27 protein-coding genes are annotated in these 24,816 nt (G+C 67.8%); 12 read left to right on the top strand and 15 right to left on the bottom strand.

All coding sequences use genetic code 11. From position 1 onward, the window contains the following. Positions 1-348: 348 nt before the first annotated feature. The 5 genes from ASF49_RS01740 to ASF49_RS01725 form a co-directional block, all read right to left on the bottom strand. Entirely contained in the window at positions 349-954 is a 606-nt protein-coding gene (locus ASF49_RS01740; RefSeq protein WP_056466711.1) for an SOUL family heme-binding protein, read from the bottom strand. Positions 955-1,121: 167 nt separating this feature from the next. Continuing rightward, positions 1,122-1,628 carry a hypothetical protein gene (locus tag ASF49_RS22865; RefSeq protein ID WP_082510736.1) on the bottom strand — a complete coding sequence of 169 codons (507 nt, stop codon included), beginning with the start codon at positions 1,626-1,628 and terminating at the stop codon, positions 1,122-1,124. An 85-nt stretch (positions 1,629-1,713) separates the two neighbouring features. Continuing rightward, a complete protein-coding gene (locus ASF49_RS01735) occupies positions 1,714-2,196 on the bottom strand; it encodes an Hsp20 family protein (protein WP_056466708.1) in 483 nt (160 codons plus the stop codon). A 191-nt stretch (positions 2,197-2,387) separates the two neighbouring features. After that, positions 2,388-3,794, bottom strand: coding sequence for an ATP-binding protein (locus ASF49_RS01730; RefSeq protein ID WP_056466706.1), 1,407 nt, complete (start codon positions 3,792-3,794; stop codon positions 2,388-2,390). After that, on the bottom strand, positions 3,791-4,510 hold the full coding sequence (locus ASF49_RS01725) for a response regulator (RefSeq protein ID WP_056466704.1): 720 nt from the start codon (positions 4,508-4,510) through the stop codon (positions 3,791-3,793). Before ASF49_RS01725 ends, ASF49_RS01730 begins: the two co-directional genes overlap by 4 nt. 188 nt (positions 4,511-4,698) lie before the next feature. Between ASF49_RS01725 and ASF49_RS01720 the strand changes: the two genes are divergently transcribed. Next, positions 4,699-5,031: a GCG_CRPN prefix-to-repeats domain-containing protein gene (locus ASF49_RS01720; protein WP_156652765.1), complete on the top strand. Its 333-nt coding sequence runs from the start codon at positions 4,699-4,701 to the stop codon at positions 5,029-5,031. An 81-nt stretch (positions 5,032-5,112) separates the two neighbouring features. Next, positions 5,113-5,517: an EF-hand domain-containing protein gene (locus ASF49_RS01715; RefSeq protein WP_056466701.1), complete on the top strand. Its 405-nt coding sequence runs from the start codon at positions 5,113-5,115 to the stop codon at positions 5,515-5,517. Between the two features lie 59 nt (positions 5,518-5,576). Here ASF49_RS01715 and ASF49_RS23445 read toward each other — a convergent pair whose 3' ends face one another. Further along, positions 5,577-5,744, bottom strand: a complete 168-nt coding sequence (locus ASF49_RS23445) for a hypothetical protein (RefSeq protein WP_156652764.1) — start codon at positions 5,742-5,744, stop codon at positions 5,577-5,579. Between ASF49_RS23445 and ASF49_RS24830 the strand changes: the two genes are divergently transcribed. Beyond that, entirely contained in the window at positions 5,667-5,873 is a 207-nt protein-coding gene (locus ASF49_RS24830; protein ID WP_431739882.1) for a GCG_CRPN prefix-to-repeats domain-containing protein, read from the top strand. The genes ASF49_RS23445 and ASF49_RS24830 overlap by 78 nt on opposite strands. A 517-nt stretch (positions 5,874-6,390) precedes the next feature. Here ASF49_RS24830 and ASF49_RS23440 read toward each other — a convergent pair. Both ASF49_RS23440 and ASF49_RS01705 read right to left on the bottom strand, forming a co-directional pair. Further along, positions 6,391-7,077 carry a lysozyme inhibitor LprI family protein gene (locus ASF49_RS23440; RefSeq protein ID WP_056466699.1) on the bottom strand — a complete coding sequence of 229 codons (687 nt, stop codon included), beginning with the start codon at positions 7,075-7,077 and terminating at the stop codon, positions 6,391-6,393. After that, on the bottom strand, positions 7,065-7,412 hold the full coding sequence (locus ASF49_RS01705) for a lysozyme inhibitor LprI family protein (protein WP_056466695.1): 348 nt from the start codon (positions 7,410-7,412) through the stop codon (positions 7,065-7,067). Before ASF49_RS01705 ends, ASF49_RS23440 begins: the two co-directional genes overlap by 13 nt. 217 nt (positions 7,413-7,629) lie before the next feature. Between ASF49_RS01705 and ASF49_RS01700 the strand changes: the two genes are divergently transcribed. After that, entirely contained in the window at positions 7,630-8,034 is a 405-nt protein-coding gene (locus ASF49_RS01700) for a hypothetical protein (protein ID WP_056466692.1), read from the top strand. Between the two features lie 388 nt (positions 8,035-8,422). On the opposite strand, the gene ASF49_RS01695 is transcribed toward ASF49_RS01700, so the two are convergent. Together ASF49_RS01695 and ASF49_RS01690 are read right to left on the bottom strand one after the other, a co-directional pair. After that, entirely contained in the window at positions 8,423-8,995 is a 573-nt protein-coding gene (locus tag ASF49_RS01695) for a glyoxalase superfamily protein (RefSeq protein ID WP_056466690.1), read from the bottom strand. 197 nt (positions 8,996-9,192) lie between these two features. Beyond that, positions 9,193-9,888, bottom strand: coding sequence for a hypothetical protein (locus tag ASF49_RS01690; RefSeq protein ID WP_156652763.1), 696 nt, complete (start codon positions 9,886-9,888; stop codon positions 9,193-9,195). Between the two features lie 341 nt (positions 9,889-10,229). Here ASF49_RS01690 and ASF49_RS01685 point away from each other — a divergent pair, with 341 nt between their 5' ends. From ASF49_RS01685 to ASF49_RS01675, 3 genes are all read left to right on the top strand, one after another. Then, positions 10,230-10,658, top strand: coding sequence for a LexA family protein (locus tag ASF49_RS01685; protein WP_056466683.1), 429 nt, complete (start codon positions 10,230-10,232; stop codon positions 10,656-10,658). Further along, complete coding sequence (locus ASF49_RS01680; RefSeq protein ID WP_056466681.1) at positions 10,655-11,944, top strand: Y-family DNA polymerase; 1,290 nt, start codon at positions 10,655-10,657, stop codon at positions 11,942-11,944. The genes ASF49_RS01685 and ASF49_RS01680 overlap by 4 nt, the downstream gene beginning before the upstream one ends. 258 nt (positions 11,945-12,202) lie before the next feature. After that, positions 12,203-12,694 carry a hypothetical protein gene (locus tag ASF49_RS01675; protein ID WP_200929995.1) on the top strand — a complete coding sequence of 164 codons (492 nt, stop codon included), beginning with the start codon at positions 12,203-12,205 and terminating at the stop codon, positions 12,692-12,694. A gap of 61 nt (positions 12,695-12,755) precedes the next feature. On the opposite strand, the gene ASF49_RS22850 is transcribed toward ASF49_RS01675, so the two are convergent. Further along, positions 12,756-13,448, bottom strand: coding sequence for a DNA-binding protein (locus ASF49_RS22850; protein WP_162240953.1), 693 nt, complete (start codon positions 13,446-13,448; stop codon positions 12,756-12,758). A 251-nt stretch (positions 13,449-13,699) separates the two neighbouring features. On the opposite strand from ASF49_RS22850, the gene ASF49_RS01665 reads away from it, so the two are divergent. Further along, a complete protein-coding gene (locus tag ASF49_RS01665; protein WP_156652762.1) occupies positions 13,700-15,022 on the top strand; it encodes an esterase/lipase family protein in 1,323 nt (440 codons plus the stop codon). A gap of 4 nt (positions 15,023-15,026) precedes the next feature. After that, positions 15,027-16,151, top strand: coding sequence for a hypothetical protein (locus tag ASF49_RS01660; RefSeq protein ID WP_156652760.1), 1,125 nt, complete (start codon positions 15,027-15,029; stop codon positions 16,149-16,151). A 278-nt stretch (positions 16,152-16,429) separates the two neighbouring features. Here ASF49_RS01660 and ASF49_RS01650 read toward each other — a convergent pair whose 3' ends face one another. The 3 genes from ASF49_RS01650 to ASF49_RS01640 form a co-directional block, all read right to left on the bottom strand. Then, on the bottom strand, positions 16,430-17,686 hold the full coding sequence (locus ASF49_RS01650) for a hypothetical protein (protein ID WP_156652758.1): 1,257 nt from the start codon (positions 17,684-17,686) through the stop codon (positions 16,430-16,432). Next, the gene (locus tag ASF49_RS01645; protein WP_156652756.1) at positions 17,674-19,698 is read right to left on the bottom strand and encodes a hypothetical protein; all 2,025 of its coding nucleotides are present in this window, start codon (positions 19,696-19,698) and stop codon (positions 17,674-17,676) included. The genes ASF49_RS01650 and ASF49_RS01645 overlap by 13 nt, the downstream gene beginning before the upstream one ends. Positions 19,699-20,193: 495 nt before the next feature. Then, positions 20,194-21,627, bottom strand: a complete 1,434-nt coding sequence (locus ASF49_RS01640) for a hypothetical protein (RefSeq protein ID WP_056466660.1) — start codon at positions 21,625-21,627, stop codon at positions 20,194-20,196. A gap of 653 nt (positions 21,628-22,280) precedes the next feature. Here ASF49_RS01640 and ASF49_RS01635 point away from each other — a divergent pair. Then, the gene (locus tag ASF49_RS01635) at positions 22,281-22,829 is read left to right on the top strand and encodes a metallophosphoesterase (RefSeq protein WP_272481485.1); all 549 of its coding nucleotides are present in this window, start codon (positions 22,281-22,283) and stop codon (positions 22,827-22,829) included. Next, positions 22,826-23,626: a metallophosphoesterase gene (locus ASF49_RS01630; protein ID WP_056466657.1), complete on the top strand. Its 801-nt coding sequence runs from the start codon at positions 22,826-22,828 to the stop codon at positions 23,624-23,626. The genes ASF49_RS01635 and ASF49_RS01630 overlap by 4 nt, the downstream gene beginning before the upstream one ends. 13 nt (positions 23,627-23,639) lie before the next feature. Here ASF49_RS01630 and ASF49_RS01625 read toward each other — a convergent pair whose 3' ends face one another. Then, positions 23,640-24,005 carry a hypothetical protein gene (locus tag ASF49_RS01625; protein WP_162240952.1) on the bottom strand — a complete coding sequence of 122 codons (366 nt, stop codon included), beginning with the start codon at positions 24,003-24,005 and terminating at the stop codon, positions 23,640-23,642. Between the two features lie 468 nt (positions 24,006-24,473). Between ASF49_RS01625 and ASF49_RS01620 the strand changes: the two genes are divergently transcribed. Continuing rightward, positions 24,474-24,743: a hypothetical protein gene (locus ASF49_RS01620; RefSeq protein ID WP_056466651.1), complete on the top strand. Its 270-nt coding sequence runs from the start codon at positions 24,474-24,476 to the stop codon at positions 24,741-24,743. The last annotated feature ends 73 nt before the right edge of the window (positions 24,744-24,816 follow it).

Here is a 24,816-nt window from a genome sequence, read left to right as displayed (position 1 = left end):
GGTCAAGGCTCAAGACCTCCCACGTGAGATTGATGCGGGCATTGACGGCTGACCAACGACCGCTTCTGGACGACTAGCCGATAGGTCTCGATGGCGAGTCTGGGTCGAGTTCAGAAGGTCTGCTTACGGCCGGCCGTGCATAGATGCCGAAGTCGCTCTCACGCCTCGGGTGATCCAGTTCTGCCTTGGAGCCTGACCATTTACAGGTGCCCGTATGGTCCGTGGTAGACGCCATACGGGCGACCATCAGGTCAGGTCGTGTCCCATTAGCGCAGTCGGCCTACCATGGATTTCTGGCTACCCGAGATGTGCCGAACGTCCGCGACCGGTGTTGAAGCCATAGGCTGGTTAGGGTCCAGGCAGTCGTGCGGCCACCTCGTTCCGGCGAAGGAACGGGATCGCGAAGGGTGGGTCATAGCCCATGAAGACGGGTGGAGCGCTTGCCTTCCGGCCGGCGGTGGACAGCACCGCGGTCAGGATACGCTCCTGTTCGGCCCGAGCCTCAGGCGTGATGGAGCCTGAGAAGCGGAGGGCGGCGATCTTCTCAGCCGGGACGAGGACGAGACGGACGCCTGCCTCGGTGGGCTCCGGGGCCCCGGCCTCGGCTACCTCGCGTGGAAGGAAGAACCGCATCGTTCCCCCCGAGCCCTGCTCGACCGGAACCGTCATCGCGATGCGTTGACCTCCGGTTTCCACGGGGGCGGTCATCGCGATGCGGTCGCCCCGCTGGTTCGCGCCGGTGATGTAACGGAAGAGCCGTCCGAACGCCTCGCCATCACCCTGTCCGCGCCCGTCGGTCTCGACGGCGAGGCGGGGCTCGTAGGCTCGGATTTCGACACCACGGTCGAGACGTTCAACGACTGTGTACCGAGGCTGATCGTAGAAGGTCCGAACGCCGAAGACCCCGAGGACCGACTCGAAGAGAGTGACGAGATAGTAGAAAAACTTATCCATCGGGTGACGCTCGGTAGCGCGCAAAAATTGTGGAGCGAACGATTGAAAGCAATCGCCGCCTTGGTCCGGGTTCTCAAAACGCACGACGGCCCGACGCCGCCAAGCGGAACGTCGGGCCGTCCGGATCAATCTAGGACGCCAACCGCGTCAGGGAACGATGCCAACCGCTAGGCTGGAATGGCAGCGGCAAGCGAGGCATCCGGGGGCGTCTTCGGACGTGGCATCGACATCACCGGACACGGCGGCGGATCGTCGTCATCGTCACGCCGTCCCAGCCGAACGTACCAGTGTAGATCCGCGAGACGTCGTAGGCGTCGTTGCCTGGGCTGCCTCGGCGGACCTGCGGACGTCACCGATTTGAACTTCGGCGCCGACTTGCGGTCGAGTTCGCCAAGCGCAGAAAGGACGGCATCGACGGAGACCGGCTCGGCCCTGCTGCCCGTGAGGCAGCGCATGCTCGGCGCGCTCTCAAGGGCGCTCGCATCGGACGCCCAGGAGGCGAGGATCGCGCGCCTCTCCCCCATTGAGAGCCCAGGGTGGGCCAACACCTCCCTGGGGTGACGGAACACGTCGCCCGGAGCGACGAGCGCCTGCCATGCCTCGAACGAGGCCGGGTGCGCGCCGGCTGGGTTCACGGCGCTGGTTCGGGAACTGAAGCTCTCCATCATCGACATCGATCATCCCTCCTGAAGATGGGTTGGATGGGCGGTGCCCTCCCTCGCCGGCAAGCAAGGGAGGGCGTTCGACGGGTGGCGGAACTCAAGCCGCCTTGCGCTCGGTCTCGATCCGAGGCTGAGCGTTGTCCTGCCCGACGGCGGCCTGCGTCCCGCCGATGGGGATGCGCCTCGGCTTCAGGGCCTCGGGCACCTCACGCTTGAGGTTGACGGTCAGCAGGCCGTTCTCAAGGTTCGCCCCGACGACCTTCACGTGATCGGCTAGGTTGAAGGTCTGACGGAAGGTTCGGGCTGCGATGCCGCGATGCAGTAGTTGGCGCTCACCCTCGGACGAGTTCCTCTGGCCGGTGACCTGGAGGGTCGTATCGTGCTGGGTCAGATCGATCTCGTCGGGCGCAAAGCCGGCGACGGCCATGGTGATCCTGTACGCGTCGTCCTCCACCCTCTCGATGTCGTAGGGTGGCCATGTCGCGGATGTCTCGGCCTGGGTGGCCTGATCCAGCAGGGAGAACAAACGGTCGAAGCCGACGGTGGAACGGTAGAGAGGGGCAAAATCGAGGGTCCTCATGACCACATCCTCCTTGGAGCAACGTGATGACAAGGGTCGCCGGATGCCTGACCCGGCGCCCGCTTAGCGAGCCAATCGATGGCCTCGCGCGCATGAAACGTCGATATCGCGAACGGGTTCCAAAAAATTCCACTTACGAGAGCGGTGGTGTTGCGTGGGTCGGGCGGGGCCGTCAAGGCGGATGACCCGCATCAAGCTCTCGTACGCATCTCGCGATCTTCTTGAGCCTGCGATGCCCTGACACCGCTTCCTTCCTTCGGAACCGGCAAGGTCGCCTCGGCCCTGAAACCTCCTTCCGCCCGATTGAACAGCCTGATGTCGCCTCCGTGCGCACGGATGGCCGAACGCGCGATGGCGAGGCCGAGGCCGACGCCCCCGGTTTCGGTGCTGCGAGAATCCTCCAGGCGCGCGAAGGGAGCGAACATCTCCTCGATCCGGTCCGGCGGTATGCCGGGACCGTCGTCGTCGACGGTGAGAACGATGTCACCGTCACGGCGATCCAGGCCGATCCGGGCACACCCGCCATAGCGGACCGCATTCGCCACAAGGTTGTCGAACGCGCGGCGAAGGGCCATCGAGCGGCCGTGGAACGGAAGGGATGACGGAGCGGTCGCGGCAGCGTCATGTCCGAGGACCCGGTGGTCGTCGGCGATTGTCCGAACCAGGGCGGCAAGGTCGAGTGGTGCGTCGTCCTGGGCGAGGGCATCGTCGCGCGCGAAGGCGAGCGTCGCCTCGACCATCTCGCGCATCTCCGAGATCGTGCGCACCATGGCGTCGCGCAGCTCCGCATCCTCCACCATCTCCGCCCGCAGCCAAAGCGAGGCGATGGGGGTGCGCAGGTCGTGGCTAATGGCGGCGAGCATGCGGGTGCGGTCCGAGACGAAGGCCCGCGAGCGCGCCTGCATCTCGTTGAAGGCCGCCGTCATGGTGCGCAGCTCGCGTGGTCCCCTCTCGGGCAGGGGCTCGACGGCGACGCCCCGACCGGCTCGTTCGGCGGTCGAGGCCAGGTCCTTCACCGGCCCGACGATGCCCTGCATGGCCATGCCGGTCACGACCAGCACGGCGATGACGCTGGCGGCGATCTGGATCAGGCCGATGCGGACCCAGGGCGGCGTCGGAAGCGCCAGCGGCGCCTCACCGTTCAGCCAGCGACCGTCGTCGAGGCGCACGGACACGCGCAGGACCTGCGGCCTGTCGGCGAGACGGTCCGACGATGGTTCCTCCCCCTGATCCCGCTCGACCAGGAGCAGACGGGCTTGGCTCGCACCGTCCCGCATGCGCCGGTCGAGACGACCGGCGAGCCGGGCCTCGTCGTCGTCCATGGCGTTGTCCGGCACCAGGCTGACCGTATCGATGGTGAACCGGTGGCGCGGGGAGCCGTAGGCCTCGACCACGCGCGGAACGGCCTCCGGGGGCACCGTATCGAGCAGGCGCACCAGCGTGGCGACGCGGTCGACGACCTGGGTCCGGGCGACCGCACGACCGACGAGCGAGGATTCTCGCGTGACCATCGCGAAGGCGACGGCCTGTGCGCCTACCACCGCGAGCACGAGGAGGAGCGCCAGGCGGCCGCCGAGCGAACCCGGCCCCAGCCTCACGACACCGTCCTCACATCGGAGGCGAGGACGTAGCCGCCGCCCCAGACGGTCTTGATCAGTTGTGGCTGTGCCGGATCGCGCTCCAGCTTGCGCCGAAGCCGGCTGACCTGGTTGTCGATGCTGCGGTCGAACCCGTCGGCGGACCGGCCCTTGGTGAGGTCGAGGAGCTGATCGCGCGAGAGGATGATGCGGGGGTGGTTCGTGAGGGCGCAGAGCAGGCGGAACTCGGCGGTGCTGAGGGCCACCGCCCCGCCCGCCGCGTCGACGAGCTCGCGCCGGTCGGTGTCGAATACCCAACGGTCGAAGGCGAGGCGGCTGCCGTCGGCGATATCGCGGGCGCGGGGAAGCGCCCGGGCGCGGCGCAGGAGGTTCTTGACCCGGGCCAGGAGCTCGCGCGGATCGAACGGCTTCGTGACGTAGTCGTCCGCGCCGATCTCCAGGCCGACGATGCGGTCGGTCTGTTCCGCCAGGGCGGTCAGCAGGATGACCGGGGTGTCGAGGACCTCGCGGATGTGACGGCAGAGCGAGAGCCCGTCCTCGCCGGGCATCATCACGTCGAGGATGACGAGGTCGATGGCCGAGCCCGAAAGCACGGCACGGGCAGCGGCCGCGTCGGCGGCGACGCTGACCCGCAGATCATGCCGCTTGAGGTAGGCCGCGAGCGGATCGCGGATGTCGCGGTGGTCGTCGACCACCAGCACGTGGGCGTGGTCCATGGCTGCGTGTCCCATCCGCCGGTCGTACCCCGGCGCGATCTCCGTCTCTCGATGAAGTTGTCGCAACGTGTGTCAGGCCGCCCGGCTCCGCGACCGTCCGCGACACAATCGTGATCTGGCGACAAATCCCTGCGACAGGGCGCGGGCAATCTCCCCCCATCGCAATCACCCACCAGGGAGAACCTGCAATGACGGGTCTGACGGACATCGCCTCCACCGGACTGAAGCGCCTGCTTCCGGCGGCGCTCCTGGCCGCGGGCCTCGCGGCGCCGCTGGCCACGGCCGGAACGGCGGAAGCCCGCGACGGCTGCGGCCTCGGCTTCCACCGCGGGCTCTACGGCTTCTGCCGCCCCAACCTCGGTCCGAGGGTCGTCTACGCCCCCTACGTCGTGCGGCCGGTCGTCTATGGCCCCCGCTTCTACGGTCCTCGCTTCTACGGGCCCCGTCGGATCGGCTGGGGCGGTCCGCGCTGGCACCGTTGGGGAGGCTACCGGCATGTGGGCTGGCACCACCGCTGGTGACCGAGCCGATCCGGCTTGAGGCCGCGGGATCGCGCCGTCCGGTGCGATCCCGCCCGATCCCACCATCACGGATGTCGTTCCATGGCACGGCGAACCCTCTGCCTCACCCTCGCGGCCTTCCTCTCGGCGTCCGCCGCCCTCGCCCAGACGCCGGAACCATCGGCAACGGCGCCGGCGCGAGCCGACGCCAAGGCCGATGGCGTCGACCTGGCGACGTTCCAGGCCCGGCATCGGACGCGCCTGATGAAGGCCGACGCGGATCATGACGGGCGTATCAGCGAGGCGGAGTGGACGGCCTGGTGGGCCGCCCATCCCGGGAAGGGGCCGGCCGATCCGGTGAAACGCTTCCGGCGCCTCGACACGAACGGCGACGGGTACGTCATGGCCGAGGAGATCGACGCGGTCTTCGCCAAGCGCTTCGCACGTCTCGATGCGGACCACGATGGCCACGTCACGCGGGCGGAACGGCCCTGCCGGTGCAAGTGAACGGTGGCGATGCCGCCCCATCCCATCACCATGACACGGCGACCGGAAGGCGTGTCCGGTCACCTCATCACAAAGGAATCCCCATGAAGCTCACCGGTCTCGTCGTCGCCGCCTCCGCGGCGCTGTTCGCCGTCGGCCAAGCCCAGGCACTGCCGATTGCGCCCGGCCCGGCCGGTCTCGATGCGCCCATCGTACTGGCGCGCGCCGGATGCGGGTTCGGCGCCCATCGCGGCCCGTTCGGCGGATGCCGTCTCAACCGCGGCCCCCGGGGCGATATCAGGCGTGCCTTGACCGGCGCACCCCGCGGATGTCCTCCGGGTCTCTACCGCGGACCCGGCGGTCGCTGCCGTCGCTGACCCAGGCGTCCCGGCCAGCCAATCGCATTCGGTCGGTTTGCTTGGGTTCGACGTGATCGGTCCGATGACGGCGCTGCCCGACATCGATCCTCCATCGCCCGATGGTCCCGTCCCTAGCCATGCGACCGATGGCGGGACCATCGCGCACGTCGCACGTTAGCCAGGGTTGCCGCTCTGACGGTCCCGGATGAAGAGGAATGAGACGAATGCAGTCGGACACTCCGCGCCCAGGCGACGATCCTCTGCCGCCTATCGGCGACCCGGCTCCTGAGCCCCAGACGCCTGAGATCGATCCACCCGTCGAGCCACCGGCTCCCCAGCCACCTGGGCCCATCGAAGTGCGCTGACGCCGCGTATCCTTTAGCAAGAGCCGCTCTTGGGATGGAATTCAGGACAGCCCCTGCCCTGTCGCGGCCTCGCTCAAGATGGGCGGGGTGAGCAAGCGCGGCGGTGGTTGCCAAAGACCTCCGCTGCGTTCGATTCATAAGCGCACGATTCATCGGCCTGTCGTCGCCCATCAAGGCGAGCCGCCTGCCGTTTCGGGCTTCGTCGGAAGCCGATGGTAGATGCCCGCGAAAGTCGTGCCGCCGGGCAGATCGCAGGTGCCGTCTTGGCCGACATTCCACCGGTCCGCGTCGAGGCGCTCGTAGGTCAGCCGGCAGCCGTTCCTCGCACTGACGGCACGGCCGTTCCGCAGGTCCAAAAAGGCTTCCGTACCTGCAGCGTAGACGTCGCCCGATGCTTCGCCACCTGCCCCGACAAAGGTCGATGTCAGCGACACGCTGGCGAAGCCGTGAAGCGGACCCACGACATTAAGGGTTCCGTGGTTTCCCTCTGGCTCATCGGAGAAGTAGTCCGTCCCCGCCGCGGCGCCTCCTTCCGACCTTTGAAGTTCGGCGTTTCGACCGTCGTAAGCTTCGCCCAGACAGGCGACCGTCCTGCATGCCTGCGCCGTCCTCAGCCAGGCCCGTTGCCTCGTGTCGACGGCCTCGCGCCTATTCGCCTTCAACGTGGCCGCGTACAGCGTCGTCATCATCTCGTCGCGCGCGTCGAGCGCGGCATCTCCGCAGACGAGCTGTTCCATCGTGGTCGAAGCCCCGGCGCAATCGAAGCTCGCGGCCAGGGCCGACGACTGGAGGATGGCCGACGCGAGCAAGGTCGCGATGTAGGCGGCTGCCTGTCCGGGTCCGCCTATCGCTCGCATGACAGGTCTCCGCCCGGACAGGCCATCTGGTCCGTCAGGTCGCGAGCCCGGCGCTCGGTCAGGGCCGTCGCACACTCGCCGAGGAGCATCGGCATGATCGTCCCGTTCCGGTCGAGATTGTCGGCATCGTAGCCGGTCTCCAGATGGCATTCGAGGTCGCGAAACCGGCGCCATGCCTGCTGAGCGAGGTCGAGGTTGCGCCGTCCGACGGGGTCGAGTTTGGCCTGGAGGGCATCCCGTGCCCGCGCCATGCCGGCCTCGGCCGCCTCCAGCTTCCGCTTGGCACAGAGCGTCCCTTCGGCCTGGTTTGGGGCGTCCGCGCAGATCGATGGCACCTCCGACCTCGCAGCCGTGGACCAAAATAGCAGGACGGCTAGCCAGGCATGTCTCATCGCGGGTCCCTCCTCGGACAGGATTGCCGGCACGGCACGATGCTACCGTGCCCGACGCTTTGCCGGTCGTAACGGGCGGGCTACGCTTCGACCTCTGAACCAACCGGAGCTGGCCGTGACGCCGAGACCCGCCAGGCCCGATACGTCCGAAGATCCCGTCGTGCGAGTTCTGGGCAGCTATCTCGCGGCCGTCGCGGCGTCGGTATCGGTACTCACGCTGATCGACGCGGTGGAGCGGAAGTTCGAGCCCCCCCTGCCACCCCTTCCCGAGCCCGTCCTTCCCTTCGACTGGATCTCGCTGGCCATCATGCTCGTCATGATCATGCTGTACGTGACCGTCACCGCGCTGCCGGCCTTCCTCCTGTGCCTGGCCTTCTCCGTGCGTTTGGGGTTGCGCCACCCGGCCATCCACGTGGCCTGCGGCTGTGGCGTCGGCCTGATGCTCGGGCGCCTGTTCGCCCCCGGCTACTTCGACCGGCCCGTCCAGGTCGCGGTAGCCGGAGCGGTGGGAGGCGCCGTCTACTGGCGGCTTGCCGTCCGAAATGGTCGCCCCGCCCGTCCCTAGCGAGGTCTCGCCCAGCGGTCGGTCGGGTCGGATCGGCTCACCCCCGTCCGCTTGGGATAGGTTCGTCGGACGGGGCGTCGTCTTCCGGAGGCGGCGGCAGGTGGGGCGGCGGTAGTCGCCCCGGGCTCGGCGGCGTCGGCAAGCCAAGGTCCTCGGTCGGCGCCGGCGCTTCGTCGGTTCTGTCCTTGTCGTCGCCCATGAAACGTCCTCCTTCTTACCGCTGACAACGCGCAGGACATGCTCGGGAGCCGCCACCAGCGTCGCGAAGGTCTTGCACGGAGTTCGGAAGGCCGTGCGGTGGAAGTGCGGCGCCGAACCGACGGACGCCAGGGTGGTGATGAGCGCCTTTAGTCATGGGATCCCGACGGCCATCGCCATCCTCATCCTCTCAGCCGATGGCGGATCGGCCCGGCCTGTGCCCGGCCCCCTCGTCGCGATGCTGGCAGAACCGCAACCGGTTGCCGAAGGGGTCGGCGACTTCCAGCACGTCGCCCCAGGGAGCCTGCTCGATGCCGGGCCGGGCATAGCCGTAGCGCCTGTCCATCAGTTCGCGGTGGAAGGCATGGATGCCCCGCATCCGCACGAACACGGTCGAGCCGGGGCTGGCGTCGCCGTGATGCTCGGACAGGTGCAGCCGCAGCCCTGCGCGGGCGACCTCCATGTAGAGCGGTATGTCCGGCTCGAAGCGGTGGTCGAAGCCGGGGGCGAACCCGAGGAAGCCGCAATAGAACTCGCGCGCCTTGGCCTCGTCGAAGATACGCAGGATCGGGATTGCCTCCGGGAAGCGGATGACGTCATCCGCGGTTCGTTCGAGGGCGGCGCAGGCGGTGTTCCAGTCCTCGTGGCCGAGGCTGGCGGCGACGAGTTCGAGGGCGGTCGCGTGCGGGACGGCGAGGTCGCGCGTGGCCATCGAAGCGCGCAGCCGCTTGGCCATGGCCGTGGCCTGATCGACGGTCGTCATGGTGCTCTCCCCAAGCCGGCGTGGGATCGTCGGTGCCCGCATTGCCGACCCGGCGCCGGTCAGGGACACGGGTGGGGGTGGTCGTACGCGATGCTTTCACCATCCCGTTCCCGGGGCGAGCGGCAGGCAGCATCGGCCTGGCGGCAGGCTATCCCACCCTTGACCCGGATGCCAAGGAAGCATCGCCTCCCGGACGATCAGGATCCCCTGGCCGACTCAAGCTCCCGAAAAGTCCCGCCCTCCACGAGACGCAGCAGGCCGGCCGACCCGCCATGTGCGTCGAGCCATTGGCTGACCCGGCAGGCAGCCTTTGCGTAGAGGCCGGCGCTGTCCGCGGTCTCGATCCAGGCCGCACGGGAAGCCGGCAGGGCGCCATCGGGCTCCGCACGGCAGCGGTTTGAACCGACGGCGAGGTAGCGTGGATCATCCGAGATGACCACGGCCAAGCCCTCGTCGAACCATTGCGGCACCGACCGTGACAGCGTCGCCGCGACGCCGATGCGTCGATGGAGTTCGGCGTGGGCGAGTTCGTGGCTGGCGATGATGACGTCGCTCCCGCGCGGCGACAGGATCAGCGCCTGGTCGAGGAGCGCGATGCCGCGGGAGCCGCCGCCGAGGGGCCGATAGCAGGTATCTGTCCCGCACAGCAGGATGCGCGGGCTTGAGCGTAGGTCCCCGTAGAAGGACCTGACCCGCGCACGGGCGGCCTCGACCGTGGTCTTTGTCGCCTCACGACGGTCCGCGGGCATGTCGGCCTCGACGTAGATGCCGTCACCGAGGTCCGTGAACCCGTAACAGGACGGACACCCTGCAGCGGCCGCTGCCGGATAGGCGAAATGGATCAGGGCCGCGGCCGCGGCGCCGAGGATGAGCGGAAGCATGACGGTCCTCATGCAGCCTCCTTGCGTCCCCCGGGCTGGTTCGACCCCGGTGCAGGGAGATGTTGATCCGTCGCAGTGAGTCGCGCCACCCGAACGACCTCGCTGACCTGTGAGGCTCACGTGGACGTGAAACGGTCCTTGGTTTTCGCCCGGACTGTCGGTCCGAATGGAGCGCCCGATTTTGCCAACGATGTGCGGCGAGCAGGGCCACGCGCGAAATCGAGGCAGCTCAGCCTCGCCCCTTGGATCGCACCAGGCACGGCCGCTTTCGTCCGAGCTATCGAAGCGTGGCAGCTATACGGAACCCGAGGAATGTGTTCTGCCTTTGTTCCAATTCATAGCGGAGGAGCATCATGCAGATCATCGACGTCGCCATGGGTTTCCCCATGCCGGTTCCACTTCTCGCCAGACCTGTCCGGGCCGGCTTCCCGAGCCCGGCCGACGACTTCATCGAGGAGGAGATCGATCTCCAGCGCCTGCTGATCGTGAACCGGCCTGCGACCTTCCTGGTCCGGGTGGCCGGCGACAGCATGATCCTGGCGCGCCTGTTCGATGGTGACCTCGCGGTGGTCGACCGGTCGCTGACCCCGCGCAACGGCGACATCGTCGTGGTCGATATCGACGGCGAGCGGTCGTTCAAGGTCTGGAAGCGGCAGGGTCCCCGCATCACCCTGCATTTCGCCAATCCGCGTTTTCCCGAGTACCGGCTGGCCCCGGACGCCCTCGTCGAGGTCTGGGGCGTCGTCTCCGGTTCCGTCTGCGCCCGGCGTCGCTGCGAATGACCGCCCGGGCCTACGCCCTCTCCGACGGCAACAGCTTCTACTGCTCGTGCGAGCGGGTCTTCGACGCGCGGCTGGCCCGCCTGCCGGTGATCGTGCTGTCGAACAACGACGGCTGCGCGATTGCCCGGACCAACGAGGCCAAGGCGCTCGGCATCCGCATGGGCGAGCCCTGGTTCAAGATCCGGGACATGTGCCGCCAGCAGGGCGTCCGGGTCTACTCCTCGAACTACGCCCTCTACGGCGACATGTCGGCCCGGGTGAACGCGGTGTACCGGGCTTTCTCGCCCCGCATCGAGGTGTACTCCATCGACGAGAGCTTCCTCGACATCTCCGACGTGCGCGAGTCGGATCGCGGGACCCTGGCCCGTGACCTGCGGGCGACCGTGCGGGCATGGACGGGCATTCCCACCTGCGTCGGGATCGGCCCCACCAAGACGCTCGCCAAGCTCGCCAACCACGTCGCCAAGAAGAACCCGGAGCTCGGCGGCGTGTGCGACCTGACCGACCCGGAGCAGTACGACCACTGGATTATCCGGGTGCCGGTGGGAGACATCTGGGGCGTGGGGCCAGCCAGCACCCGGCGGCTGGAGGCGCTCGGATGTGACAGCGCCGCCGACGTTCGCGACCTCGACACACGCGTGGCGCGCAAGGCCATGACCGTGGTCGGTGAGCGCCTCGTGCGGGAGCTCCGCGGCGAGGCATGTCTCGACCTGGAGACGCTGGCCCCGACCCGGAAGGGATGCGCTGTCACCCGTAGTTTTTCGAGCCGCGTAGAGGATCTCACAACCATGGAGGAGGCGGTTGCGGCGCACGCCGCCAGGCTTGGGGAAAAGCTGCGCGGCGAGAGGCTGGGGACCGATCACGTCACGGTCTTCTTCCACACCTCGGAGCACGACCGCGACCGCCCGCAGCGGTCGGTCTCGTCAGTGGTGACCCTGCCCGAGGCGTCGAACGACACGCGTGTGCTGGTGAAGGCCTGCCTGCACGGCGTCCGGAAGACCTGGAGGGACGGGTACCGCTATTCCAAGGCCGGAGTCGTCACCACAGACCTCGTGCCCCTGGCGGCCTCGCAGCGGGCCTTGCCGGGGCTTGGGCAGATCGACCGCGAGCAGGGCGCGGCGTTGATGGCGGCCCTCGACGCCTGCAATCGGCGGTTCGGGCGCGGGGCCGTCGTACCGGGAGCGGCAGGGTTCGCCCCGAGGCGCGAGTGGTCGACGAAGTTCGAGATGAGGTCGCCACGCTACACGACACGGGTCGACGAGGTGCCGGTAGTGGCCGCGGCCTAGGCGCAGGATGCGACGCGCGGCGGTTAAAGCGGCTTTCGGATCGAGGCCATTCGGATGGGTGCCTCAACCCGGGCAGAGACAGCTTGCCTGATCACCTCCGGCGACGATGCTGGCCATCGACCGATCCCGTGACGCCCAGGCCCAGCCAAGCACCTCGGATAGACGTCATATGTGACGCCTTGCAACTCCATAGCACGTAGCTTATTTGACGCCTTGCCCAGCAGGATGCGGCTACGCATCGACGCAACGGCAACGCCGATGACGGTGTCCCTCGATCAAGGACCGACCACCATGCTTAGGAACTATCAACTCGATCTTATCGCCCTGCAGCCGGACCCGAACCTTTCCGCGGCGCAAGGGTTCACGGCGGGCTCTCACGCAGCCGCACACGCATCCAAAGTGGGGCGTGAGGTTTTCCGACTTCTCACCTCCCGCTTCGGGGTGGCTGTACTCATAGGCGCGGTGGTCGCGGCACCTTCGCGCCCGCCTGTCATCGCGACGGAACCCTTCGTGCACGCGCTGGTCGGCGACGCCGGGTTCACCGACGAGATGAAGAAGTACACGGGTCGTCTCGTGCGGTTCGTGGTGGAGCAGCTTGGTGGCCGTTGGGTCCGGCGTGGAGTGAAGGTGACGGTCGACAGCCGTTACGGCTCCGGGTCGATCTACACCTTCCGTCCGTCGAAGGTGTCCGGTGACCGCGAACCCGACGTTCGGTCGGCGGCCTTGGAGTTCGGCACCTCCACGACCTGAGGCTTGTGAGGCCGCCCTGAACGGGGCGCGGCTGACCCTGCGACCGGTTTGGATCGCAAGGTCAGCTTGCCTTCCTGGCGTAACGGCCATCCTGCGGCGGCTCGAAGTATTTTCCGTGCGTGACGCGGACGTCCATCTTCTTCTTGAGCACGCCCAGGGTGAGCGGCTCCTTGTGAAGGGCAGCGCCCCGTATGGTCCAGTTCCGGAGCTCGGGCAGGATCTCGGCGGGCGTCAGGGCGCCCTTGTCAGCAAGGATCTCGCCGATCTCCCGCATGACGCGGTCCCAGAATTCCTCGGCGCGGAAGCGATCGAGTTGGTTCTCGACCTTGGCCAGCCGCGCCTGGAGGCGCTCGCCATCCTGGTCGGCGGCGGCGCCCTTGGCCTTCAGCGCCGCGTTCTCGACCTGGAGCGTCTCGATCATGCCCAGGAGGTGCTCGCGGTCTTCCTTCTCACCGGACTGGTCGGCCTTCGCCTGCTCGCGCTCGCGCGAGAACGTCTGGGTGGCCTCTCGCTTGGCCATCTTCCAGAGGTCCATGCCGAGGGCCTGGGCGGCGGCCTTCATGTCCTTCGACATGTCGGTCGGCTCCAGCTTCGGGTCGTAGCCGCGCTTCTTGCGCCAGGCGCGGAGGTGCTTGCAGACCTCGCGCGGCGAGCCGCCGGTGGCGAGCCTTTCGCGCACCTTCCGCAGGCTGGGCTTCTCGCCCCTGGCGAGCATGGCGTCGGCGACCATGAAGACGGAGAGTTCGCTGGGCATCAAGGGTGCTCCGGGGATCGGGCGGAGCATGCCTGGGCTGGGTTAAGCACCCGTCACGCGGGGCGGTCGAAGCCGCGGGATTCGCGACTCCGACGGCGGGTATCGGGTAGCGCTATCCGATACCCTCTGTGCGATGCGAACGCCTGCCGTGTCCGGCGGACGGCCCGAACTGATCACGATGCGCCGGAGCCAGCGTGGCACTATCTGAGCGTAGGCGCTTTTGGTCGCGGCAGCTTGGAGTGGTCGTCGTCATGGAAGCTGTGATCTTCGTCCCGGGCATCCTCGGAAGTGAACTGCACGACGACCAGGGAACGGTGTGGCCGCCCAGCGTGCTGGAAGTGGTGCAAGGCTATCGGCGCATGGACCGGCTGTTGGGGGACGGTGTCCAGCCCGGCGGTCCGATCCGAAACGTCGCTTGCAAGCTGATCTACGAGCACATCCTCGGCGACTTGTCGCTGATCACCGCAGGCCATTCGGGAGCACCGGTTCGCGGCCTGCATCCATTCGGCTACGACTGGCGCAAGGATATTCGAAAGTCGGCATCCAGCCTCGCCGACCTCATCGAAGGGATACCTCCCGGCGAGCGCGAAGGCATCCACATCGTGGCGCATTCGATGGGCTGCCTCGTCAGTCGGATGCTTCTGGAGAGCGGGTCATTCGAGTCCCGCGAGTGGTTCCCTCAGATCCGAAGCCTGATCGCCCTGGCGGGGCCTCACCAGGGCGCGCCGGTCGCTTTCGTCCGGGCCATAGGACTGGAAGGCAGCATGGGTTTGGCGCCGTCCGACATCCAGAGAATGGCTGCCGATCCGCGATATCCAGCGCTCTACCAACTCTTCCCCCCGCCGGGCGAGAACGTGGTGTGGGACGTGCGCGCCGGTCGCGTCGACCCCGTCGACATCTACGCCCCGGAAATCTCAGAGAGGTTCGGCCTATGCGCGGCCAATATGACCTGCGCCAAGGATGCCCACGCCATCCTCGTGCGGCAGGCGAAGCCGGAGCATGTCCGGTACCTCTACCTAGCGGGCAGTGGGCTCGATACGTGCCTGCGCGTCGACGCTGTGGGCGAGCATCGTTCCAGGATCAGCGGCGGCGACGCGGGTGACGGAACGGTGCCGCTCTGGAGCGCCGTGAGAGGCGACGTCAGGCATCACGTCGCCCCGGGCGAACACAGCGAGATCTTCCGGAACACCGAGATCAGGGACCTGATGTACCGCGCCCTTGGCGCGAGGATGCCCTACACGCCCTTCTCCACGAAGGACGGCAAGCCGCTGCTCCGGGTCGTTCCGGCCAGGGCATCGTTCTCGCCCGGCGAGGACATCGAGCTCATGCTGGTCCTCGATCAACGGTCAGCGCGGGTCGATGGCGACTTGGCCATAGAGTTCACGCCCGACATCACGGCGCAGCCTTTTTCCAGGTCCGGAACGCAGCACCTGACCTGGAACGGAGCTCGAACATCCGGGTTGATGTTCTTGCTCGACCCAGGCTCAGCCCCCGGTCATTACCGGATCTCCTTCTCCGGCACCCACGAAACCACAGGGGACGGAATGGCCGTCTTCGCCGTCACGGTCGTCTGATCTCATGCCCGAAACCGAGCCGCAGAACCGCGAATCCGTAAGGCGCGCAGCCTTGGGGATACGAGCCTGGGCGGAGAGCATCAACGTCTTCAGCCAGGGTCGCGCGGTCGCGCCGCCCGGCGACGTGATTGATGCGCCAGCATCCTTCGCGGCGACGGCGGGCATCTTCGTTACCAAGCCGATTACGGCCGTCGGGTTCTCCGCGGGAAGCAATCGCGAGCCGAGGATCTACATCTACACCCGCCGCGCCCTTAACCGAAAGGAACTGGCAGCCCTCAAGGAGACCGTCTCGCTCGGCGTGGCGGTCGAATTCCGCGTGGCGCATCCCTTCCAGATCGACACCGCGATACCGCCTGCCCAAGACGCGGTCGCGCTGCTGAATGGTCGTGTCACCTGTGGTTCGTCGATCAGCCCAGGCAATATCCGCGAGGCGGGCACCATGGGCGCCATCCTACGTGACAAGGCGGGCAAGCTGTTCGGGTTGTCGTGCAACCACGTCACAGGCGGATGCTCGAATGCGCGCGTGGAATGTCCCATCGTCACGCCCGGCATCCTTGACGTCGGCGCAGGTTTTCCAGACCCGCGGACAGTGGGACACCACAGGCAGTCTCTGGTCTTCCATGCCGGCGATCCGGCCACCGTCCAGAGCTACAAGGTCAACCGAGACGCGGCGGTGTTCGAACTGTCGGATGCCGACATCGTCTCGTCCTCACAGGGCACCCAGTACGACACGCCCGTCGACGTGGCGGAGCCGGACGAGGACATGGAGATCGAGAAGGTCGGTCGGACCACAGGGCACACGGTCGGCATGATCGACAGCGAGATCGTCGGCCCGATCCGGATCGACTACGAGAAGACGATCTTCCACGGCGCCGACGAGATGGTGCCCTTCAAAGCGTCGGTCTTCTTCGAGCCCGTCTATCTCCTGCGAGGCTACGGCAACATGCCGTTTGCAGTGAACGGGGATTCGGGCGCGTTGGTCTGCACGCGGCCGGAGAACGGGAAGCGCAAGGCCGTCGGGCTCGTTATCGGAGGTCGCGGAGGCGTCAATGAGACGCTCATGCTCCCCCTGGCGCCGATCCTTAAGGATCTCGACATGGAACTGGTATCAGGTCACCACGCGATCTAGGATGTCCCGCGGCAACGTGCGAGCCTGGAACACGACGCGTTCGGTCACCGGTCACGTTCGTATCAACCTTTGGAGTGACAGGATGTCCGCCAGGCGGGCAGAGCCAGCCGTTCGGAAACAGCTGCTCCAGTCCCTCGGCGCTCCGACGGGCTCCGTCACGGTCATGCGTCGCGCCACCCCCGATGGTGACGTCATCGTCGTGAGAATGAACTCCAAGTCCTCGGTCCGGCCCGAGCGGCAAGTCAGCGCGTTCAAGGAGTTCCCGGTCGTCTACGAGGTCATGAAGCCGGTCGTCGCCGGCCATTGGTGACGGGCTTCCCGCGGATCGGGCGGGGTGCCTCCCCCTCGGGCACATCCATCTTGCCCGGACGTGACATCACGATTGCGTCCGGCACCATCGACATCCGTCGCATACCCTCGATCAGCGTCGCGTGGTGCTCGCTCCGGCGTGAGTCGTCCCAGACGAACGGAATCAGCACCTCCCACTTCGGGTCAGCCCCGTAGAGCGTGTTGTCGGCGCTCACCTCTTCCTGGATGTCCGCGAAGCTCTTTCCCGGACGCATGAACTTCGCCTCGATCACGAGCTTCAGGCTCGGGATCGTCAGGTCCATGCGCGGGTTCTTGTGACCCACCGGCGAGGTGTATTCCTCCCGGCACAGGTCGGGGAACAACGGTGCCAGGACCGCCCAGAGCAGGTTCTGGACGTGGTACTCGTTCCGGACCTGCCATTTCACCGGCCCAGCCGACTTCGGGGTGGGCGAACGGTCCTCCCAAGTCCATTCCTGCATCGAGCGTTCCACGCCCTTCAGGACCCGCACAACGTCCTCGACCTCAAGGCGTCCGAGGCGGGCGGGGATGTTTCGCTCGCAGAGGGCGTCGAACGCCCGCAGCGTCAGGGCGGCCCGGCCTGTGCCGCCTTCCCCCGGCGCGAGCCGCACCGCGTTGCGCCATGCCGGGGGACCGCTGCCTTCGTCCCTCGGCATAAGTCCAAGGTCGGCGAACGCCACCCGTGCCTCCGGCAACATCGCGGATAGGTCGGGACGGCCGGGGGCCGACAGGATATGCGCTGCGGCAACCATCAGGGACAGGTTGAAATCCGACAGGTTCGGCCTGCCGGCGCTGGCGGCGGCGAGGGCCGTAAGGGTGGCGAGGGCCGATCCATCCGAACCGCGCGCGCCCAGCGCCACGCCGAGCATGGACAGCCCATCGACCTCCAGCGTCGCCTCCCGGAGGGGACGGTTCCAGGGCCTCTCGGAAAGCCATACGATGCCGTCGGCGAGGGCGGGAACCAAGCTGCCGGCAAGGACGTGGGCGGCGGCCGCGTAGCCGAGGACTGCGACATGGGCGGCGGACCGTGCTCCCGGGCTTGCCAGCGCCTCCGACGCGTCGGTGGCAAGGGCGGCGAGAGGACCATGCTCGCCGAGCATGAACGAACGGAATGCCAGCAACAGCGGTGTCTCGCCGTCGACCCGGGCGGCCGAGACGAGGCTGGCCCTGATCGCCGCGATGGTCGGTCCCTCGCTCACAGGAACCACGGACGCCTCATGACCGGGTTGCCGAGCACGGCGTCCCTGTCCCAGCCCGGCGTGCGTTCGAGCCCGAAAAGCTGCTGCGCGATCTGGTCGGCGTAGCCTAGCGTGACGGGCAGGCGGGACGGCGTGAAGGTCCGCCAGGAATGGCAGGCGAAATCGGAGACCTGCCGGCTGAGCGCGACCATGTTCGCGTAGGTCGACAGGTGGTGGAGACGCAGCAGGACCGGATCGGGCAGGCCCTGTCGGATGCCCTTGACCTCCTTCCGACCGGTCAAGGCCACCAGCCACTCGCGGTCGCCGAGTTCGACGGCCTGGCCGCGCTCCGGCGCGAGCGGCGACTTGCGATCCCCCTCGGCTTCGAGGTCGAAGATCGTGAACGGGTGGTCCTCGACGACGTGCAGGAAGGCGAATTGCATGCGCGTCAGGCCAAGCCCCCTGACCGCCTCGACCACGGCGTTCGCGCTGTCGCGGCCCATCTGGGTGAAGGCATGGAAGACGAGGCGGACCGGATCGTCGGGCCGCCAGGCCTCCTCGGCGCGGACACGTCGGATCGCATCGACCACGACGGTCTTCAGCGCTTCCGGCAAGCCCTCGTAGCTCACCGCCGAGGTCCTGCTGTCGAGCACGAAGGCACCCTGCGCCGTGAACATCGTCGCGATGCCCACGACCCGCTGGCCGGCGCCGCGACGCCCGTCCTTCTCCACGTGGGTGCCCAGGCCGAACACGAACTCGTGGGCGTCGCCCCGCGGAGCCGGCAGCAGCCAAGGCAGCCCGCCGAGCTTCGCGTAGACGCCGAGCGCGACGTTCGCCAAGGCCATCGCATAGGGGAGATCGTCCATCGCGACCGTCTCGACCGAGAGCGCCTGGACGACGGTACCCTGCTTGAGGAAGGCGGCCTTTCCCATCCAGTAGGGACTGTCGTCGTAGGAGCGCTCCTGCCACTCCCGGGAGACCTGCAGGAGGGCGAGGTCCCAGCGGTCGTCCCGGTCGGCCGCGTCGGCGTTGGCCGCCCGGGCCGCCTCCGCATAGTCACGCCCCCTGTCGCCGGCGGCCGGGAAGAAGGCGACCACGGGGTCCTCCAGCCGAAACCGTCCGACCAGGCCAGTGGGATGCGGGGCCAGCGGATTGGTCCCCGTGCTCCGTACGTTCGGCAGCCCGTGGAGGAAGTCGTCGACGACTCCCTTCATCTTCCTAAGCATGCCCGGTTCGCACACGACGGCGATCCGCAGCTTCTTGCGCGGGAAGCTCTCCTGGTCGTAGGGGCCGGTCCGGTCGAGCTCCATCTGCGCCCAGCGGTTCTCCGAAGTGCCGCCCGGACCGAACGACAGCTTCGGTTTGAAGAACGCATCGACGCGCGGGAAGCCCGCACCCTCGACCGACTGGTCCAGCAGATCGCCGAACACCATCGGCACGCCGTCCGCGAGGGTCAGGGCCTCGCAGCGCCTCAGCCAGGCGATGGCCTTCCCGACGGTGTCGCGGGTGGCGATGCCGCCATGCCGGCTGGCCTCCTCCTCGGCCACCGCCTTGAGGATGTTTTCCGCCCGGCCCTGGGTCAGCGCCGTCACCACGGCGGCGAAGTTCGACCGGGACGGTTCGAGGTAGAGCTCGCTGTCCGGGACCGTATCCGAACCTTCGCCGTGGTCCTCCAGCGTCAGGGTGCCATCGTCGTCCACGGCTAGGATGCGGCCGGCGTAGCCGAGGCGGTCGGCGAGCTTGGGGTCGGCGTTTTCCCGGACCGTGGAGACCGTCTTTCCGACCAACGGAACCCCGAGCCTACGGAGATCCGACACGGGGGCGTCGATGAAGGTTCGAAGCCGGTGCGTGCAGGTCAGCACGACCTGCACGACGCCGCGGCAAACGAGCGTTCGGACGTCGAACTCCATCACCAGGCGCTTCTTGAGCCATTCCGGCAGGTGGAGCTCCGGCGGAATGACGTTCTCCGTCTTCGCTCCTGCCGCCTCGACGACCAGCGGGCGACGCCGGGTGATGCGGTAGCCCTTGTCGGACCGGGTCATCACCTCGCGGAGTACGGCTTCCCTCGCCAGACCCGCGACGAGGTTGGGATGGTCCGCCGCCCTCAGTGCCCGCCTCGGCCCAGGGAGGTCGGCGTCCGGCACGAGGGGGACGACAGCCAGTTCGTTCCCCATCCTGAGCACGTGGACGTCCTGAGGGTCCCTATCCAGGTAGCGGTGCAGGGTTTCGCGGTCGTAAGGCACCATCGCCGCCGGAATGGTGCCGGCGGGGATGGTGATGCGGATCGCATTCAAAGCGAGGCGGGGGGGCCGCCTACCTCCCTGCTGAAAAGTCATGCTCGACCATACGCCACGGCCTTGGCATGCCGATGCGCCGCCCGCCGTCGCGAACCGCCATCCACAGCCTATGCCCGCCGGGCGCCGCAGCCCGGCCTGCCCCGTTACGTCCTGGCCGGAAGGGCTGAGACACACGATTCGGTCGAGGCTGCGGGATCCGTGGGCAAATGGGAAGGGCGACGGTCCTGCCGCCCCATCGTGTCACCGCCGCATGCGCGCCCTGAACTGCAGCTTGCGGCGCTTCAGCCCGGTGGCCGCCTTCGACACGAACTCTTCCAGCGCATCGGTCCGCCGTTTCGCCTCTGTTCCAAGCAGCCCCGCGACCGTGGGCGAGGCGTCGGCGTAGAGCAGCGCCGAGAACCTCGCCCGCACGGATCTGGACACCACGCCGGCATCGTCCTCGGCATCCCGCGGCAGGACCGTGCGCTCCGGGATCTCGGCGAAGGTCCGCCACAGGTCGAACGCGGTCCGGTCGTCGTCGACCAGCAGCAGCCGGCACGTCTCCGGCGTCACCGGCAGGTGGCGCCGCATCCAGAGTCGTTCGTGGTCACCGGGGTCATCATCCGCCACGACCTGGGCGTAGAAGGTCCTGAAGTCCTCGCACTCGTACCGCTCGGGCATGCCCGCCTCGAAGTGGTAGCCACCGTCGGCGAGGCGGTCGACGTCGGCGGGAGTCGGGTAGGCGCCGAACCTCAGGAACCTGGAATAGCCCGCCTTGTCCCAGTCCTTGCCCGCCGCGGGCGGACCCGGTTCGCCGACGTAGGTCACGGGGTCCAGGGTGAAGACCATCCGAAGGCTACCCCTCCTGTCGGGATCGGCAACGACCCCGAGGCCGACCTCTTGGCAGATGACGCAGTGGGTGCGCCCGAGCGGCGTGAGCTTGGGTCTCGCGAACGACAGGATGCTCCCCGTATCCTCCTCCCACTCCCCCCGGGAGATGGCGGCCTCGGCATAGGCCACCATCCGGGTCAGCAACGGGATCGCCGGGGTGTTGCCGTCGTCGTGCAAGTGGGCGGCGGGGCCGTGGAAGACCATCTCGCCGGCCTTCTCGTCGAAACCGAGAGCCTGCCGGCGCGCCTCGGCGAAGAACCTGGCGAGTTCGAAGGTGCGGCGGGGGTTCGAGAGGTGTTCCCCGATCCGGTTGATGTCCTCGGCAAGCTCCGCGTCGGGTTCGAGTTCGGGCTCGCGGCGGAAAGGCTCTAGGAAGGCCCCGACGGCAGCGGCCAGTTCGTCGAATAGCACCGCCTCGTCGACCGGCCTCCCGGCCGCCCGGGCATGGCGTGCGATGGCCCTCACGTGGTCCACATGCGCGCCGATGCCCGTGGCGAGGCGCTTCGTGACCTTTCCGCCCGACATCTCGATGGGTGTCAGGTAGAACCTGCCCGTCGCGCTCGGGTGGCTGGCACGGCCCGCCCCGACCAGCACCTTCGTCGGCAGGAGCTCGAACTGGTTGAGCATCGAGGTCACGGCCCGCGTGGCCGCCAGCGCCTGTTCCCTGGATAGCTTGCGCTGGCCCTTCCAGGAACTCTTCGGCTTCGTCATCTCGGCCGCCAGGGCGAGCAGCGCAGAGGGGCTGGCGGCTTCCAGGGCACGGTCCATCAATGCCCTCACGGTCTTGGTCTGGTCGGTCGCCATCGTCGGACATCCTCGTCTGTTGAGGAACGAAGCGTGCGCCACGACAGCCCGAACCGCATTCTGATTATGCATAAGTTCAAGATCGGGCGTTCTGCATAACCCAAAATGTTGCTCCTGCATAACGTGGCCTAGATCGGGACACGCCTCGTGCTCGACCATCCGCGCATCGGCCTTGCCATCCCGGCAGCCGCCTTACGGATCCCGTCATGTCGACCCCGACGCCGAACACCAGGCCGAGCAGGCCAACCTTCGCCGGCCGCCTCACGGCCATCGCCCTATGGGTGCACCGGAACCAATCTTGGCTGCGTCCGGTGCTCCGCGCCTTGGAAGCCGTGATCAGGACGAACGGCGTCGACTGGTCATGTTGAGGGGTTGGTTCAATCGCGCGCATGGTATCGCATAGCGCTTCCCGTTACCCGACCTAGGAGTCGCGAATCCCCCCGCCATCGTGGACGCTCGGACGCGAGCGAACCCCGACCCGATGTTCGGCTCGGGAGGCTGTGGATCCGTGCCTCCAGCCTTGCCTATCGGCACCGGCCAGGTCACCTTCGCAGCCCTTCGAGGAGCCCCACGATGATACGCGCGAGCCAACACCCGACCGACTGATCCGGAGTGCCGACGCGTGCGCGAGCCTCCTTTTCCTGGAGGCTTCCGTGACCACGCTCTTCGTTTCCGACACTCATTTCGGCCACGCGCACATCGTCACCGACCGGATGCAGATCCCCCGTCCGTTCGCCTCCATCGAGGCGCACGACGAGGCCCTGATCGCGAACTGGAACGGGGTCGTCGGTCCGGGCGACACCGTCTGGCACCTCGGCGACTTCTGCTACCGCTGCTCAGAGGACTACGCGCGCTCGGTCTTCGAGCGTCTGGCGGGTCGGCAACGCTTCCTAATCCGTGGCAACCACGACCGGATCGGCGCGCGCCTACCCTGGGACGGCATCGTCGACGTCGCCCGCGTCGTTGTTAGGATTGCCGACGGCTCGACCACGGGCGTGTTTTGCTCGCATTACGCCCATCTTGTCTGGCCGCGCCGGCACTACGGCGACCTCCACCTCTACGGACATTCGCACGGCAGCCTGCCCGGCACGGCGACGAGCACCGACGTCGGCGTCGATTGCTTCGACTTCAGGCCGGTGACCCTCGACGAGATCCGCGTGCGCCTCGCCCAGAACGTCGTGGCCGCGGGAGGCGAGCCATGACCGCGCCCCAACGCCTCTGGGTTTTCTCGGACCTGCACCAGGACTGCCCCGAGAACGCCTGGGACCCCGCCGCCCATACGCCGGCCGGCGGCTTCGACGTGGCCGTGGTCGCGGGCGACGTCCACATGCCCCTCCTGCGGGCCCTCGACTGGCTCAGCGAGCGACTGCCCGGCGTCCCGGTCGTCTACGTGCCCGGCAACCACGACTTCTGGTGGGACCGCGGCGAGGAGCGCTACACGATCCACGACCAGATCGCGCGAGGGCGCGACCGGGCCGCCGCGCACGGCATCACGCTGCTGATGGACAACGAGGCGATGCTCGGATCGGTCCGGTTCCTGGGCGGCACGCTCTGGACCGACTTCCGGCTCGGTTCGTTCGGTCTGACGCACGGCATGCGCAGCGCCCAGGGTCGGGACGGGATGGTCGACTACCGCCGCATCCGCACCGGGCCGAGCTCACGGCACCGGATCGACCCGGAGGTCGTGCTGGCCATGCACCGGGCGACGCGGGCCTTCCTCGACGCCGGGCTCGCCGAGGCCCATGACGGCCCCACCGTGGTGGTCACGCACCATGCCCCACACCCTGACAGCCTGCCATCACGGCATGCCCACCTTGCTTGGTGCGATGCATCGGACCTGTCGGGCATGATCGAAGAGCGCGGGCCGGACTTGTGGGTGCACGGCCACCTCCACCATCACGCCGACTCCCGGGTCGGCCGGACCCGCATCGTCTGCAACGCCCGCGGCCACATCGACGAGGACACGGGGTTCCTGGCCGACATGGTCGTCGAGGTCTGATGGGCGGTCGCCCTCAGGCTTCCAGATCGGGGTAGAAATCCATCTCGATCCCGTCGAACAGCAACACAAGGTCCGACATCACCGCGTCGATGAGCGTTTGCGGCACGGCCGGCTCCGGGACATCGAGCGTCCTGCCGTCGGCCATCGTCGGGATCGCGTCGCCATGGCTCTCGGCAATCTGGAGCGCGGACGTCTCGTTCTCGACGAGCAGGACGCCGTGGCGGAGATGCTTGCCGGTGAGGTTCCGGCCGCGGATGACCCTGATCCGCGGGGTCCGCCCATCGTCCGACCAAGCCGCCCAGAGCACATCAGAGAGCTCGATGGCCTTCAGGGTCCCCTTCCTGCCGGCATCATCGTCGTTCTTGATGCGCACGCCCATCTCGGTCACCCGCCGCTGCCATTCCATCGTGCCATCCTCCTCCACTTGCGGAGGCAGCCTGGACGGGAGCCGTTAAAATTATCGGCAAGACGGGGAGGCGTACCGGATCGCCGACGGGCCCGTTAACCACGGCACCCTCAGGGGGTTGCAGGCCGTCGACCAGGGCATCCGAAAATTACTCGAAAGTCGGGGGTTTCTTCCCCAGGCATCCACAGCGTCATCAGCTGAGAATACTGAGTTGCAAGCTCCATCCGAAACCCTGGCCTTGACGTCCGTGTACTTCGATTCAATGTGAATCCCGAAGCCGGTGCCTACAGCACCCTGCCGAACAGAGACTTCGTCGTGACCCTGGCCCGCCTCATACGGAAACCCCGCCTGCCGCTCGGCAGCGCCGCGTTTCCCACCCCTCCCATCGCCCGGGCCTAGACGGCGCGCATCCAGCGCCGGCGGCCCGTGTCCGAGGCCGCCATGACACATCCCAACGACGACGCACGCTCGGCCGACGACCTCGTCGGAGAGCTTTTCCGCCGGCTGTTCCTCATGAGGGAATTCCATGAGCCGGTCTTCCGGGCCGCGATCCACGACGCCATCATGGCGTTGGCGCGCGCCGCCCACGCCGAGGCCGAGGCCCGCGGCCGCCGCGTCGCCGAGCGCACCGGCTCCCGGCCCACCGACATCGCCGTCACGCCCTGGGGCCGGCGCCGCCCCACCGAGGGCGCCGACCTTCCCGAAGGCTGACCTTTCCGCGAGGACATCGCCATGACCGACTTCCGGATACCGCGCTCGGCCGGCCAGCCCAAACGCTCGCCGT

Source organism: Methylobacterium sp. Leaf104 (assembly GCF_001422885.1).
Taxonomy (GTDB): domain Bacteria; phylum Pseudomonadota; class Alphaproteobacteria; order Rhizobiales; family Beijerinckiaceae; genus Methylobacterium.
The sequence above is the reverse complement of the archived record's forward strand: the minus strand, read 5'-3'. Positions and strand labels throughout refer to the sequence as shown.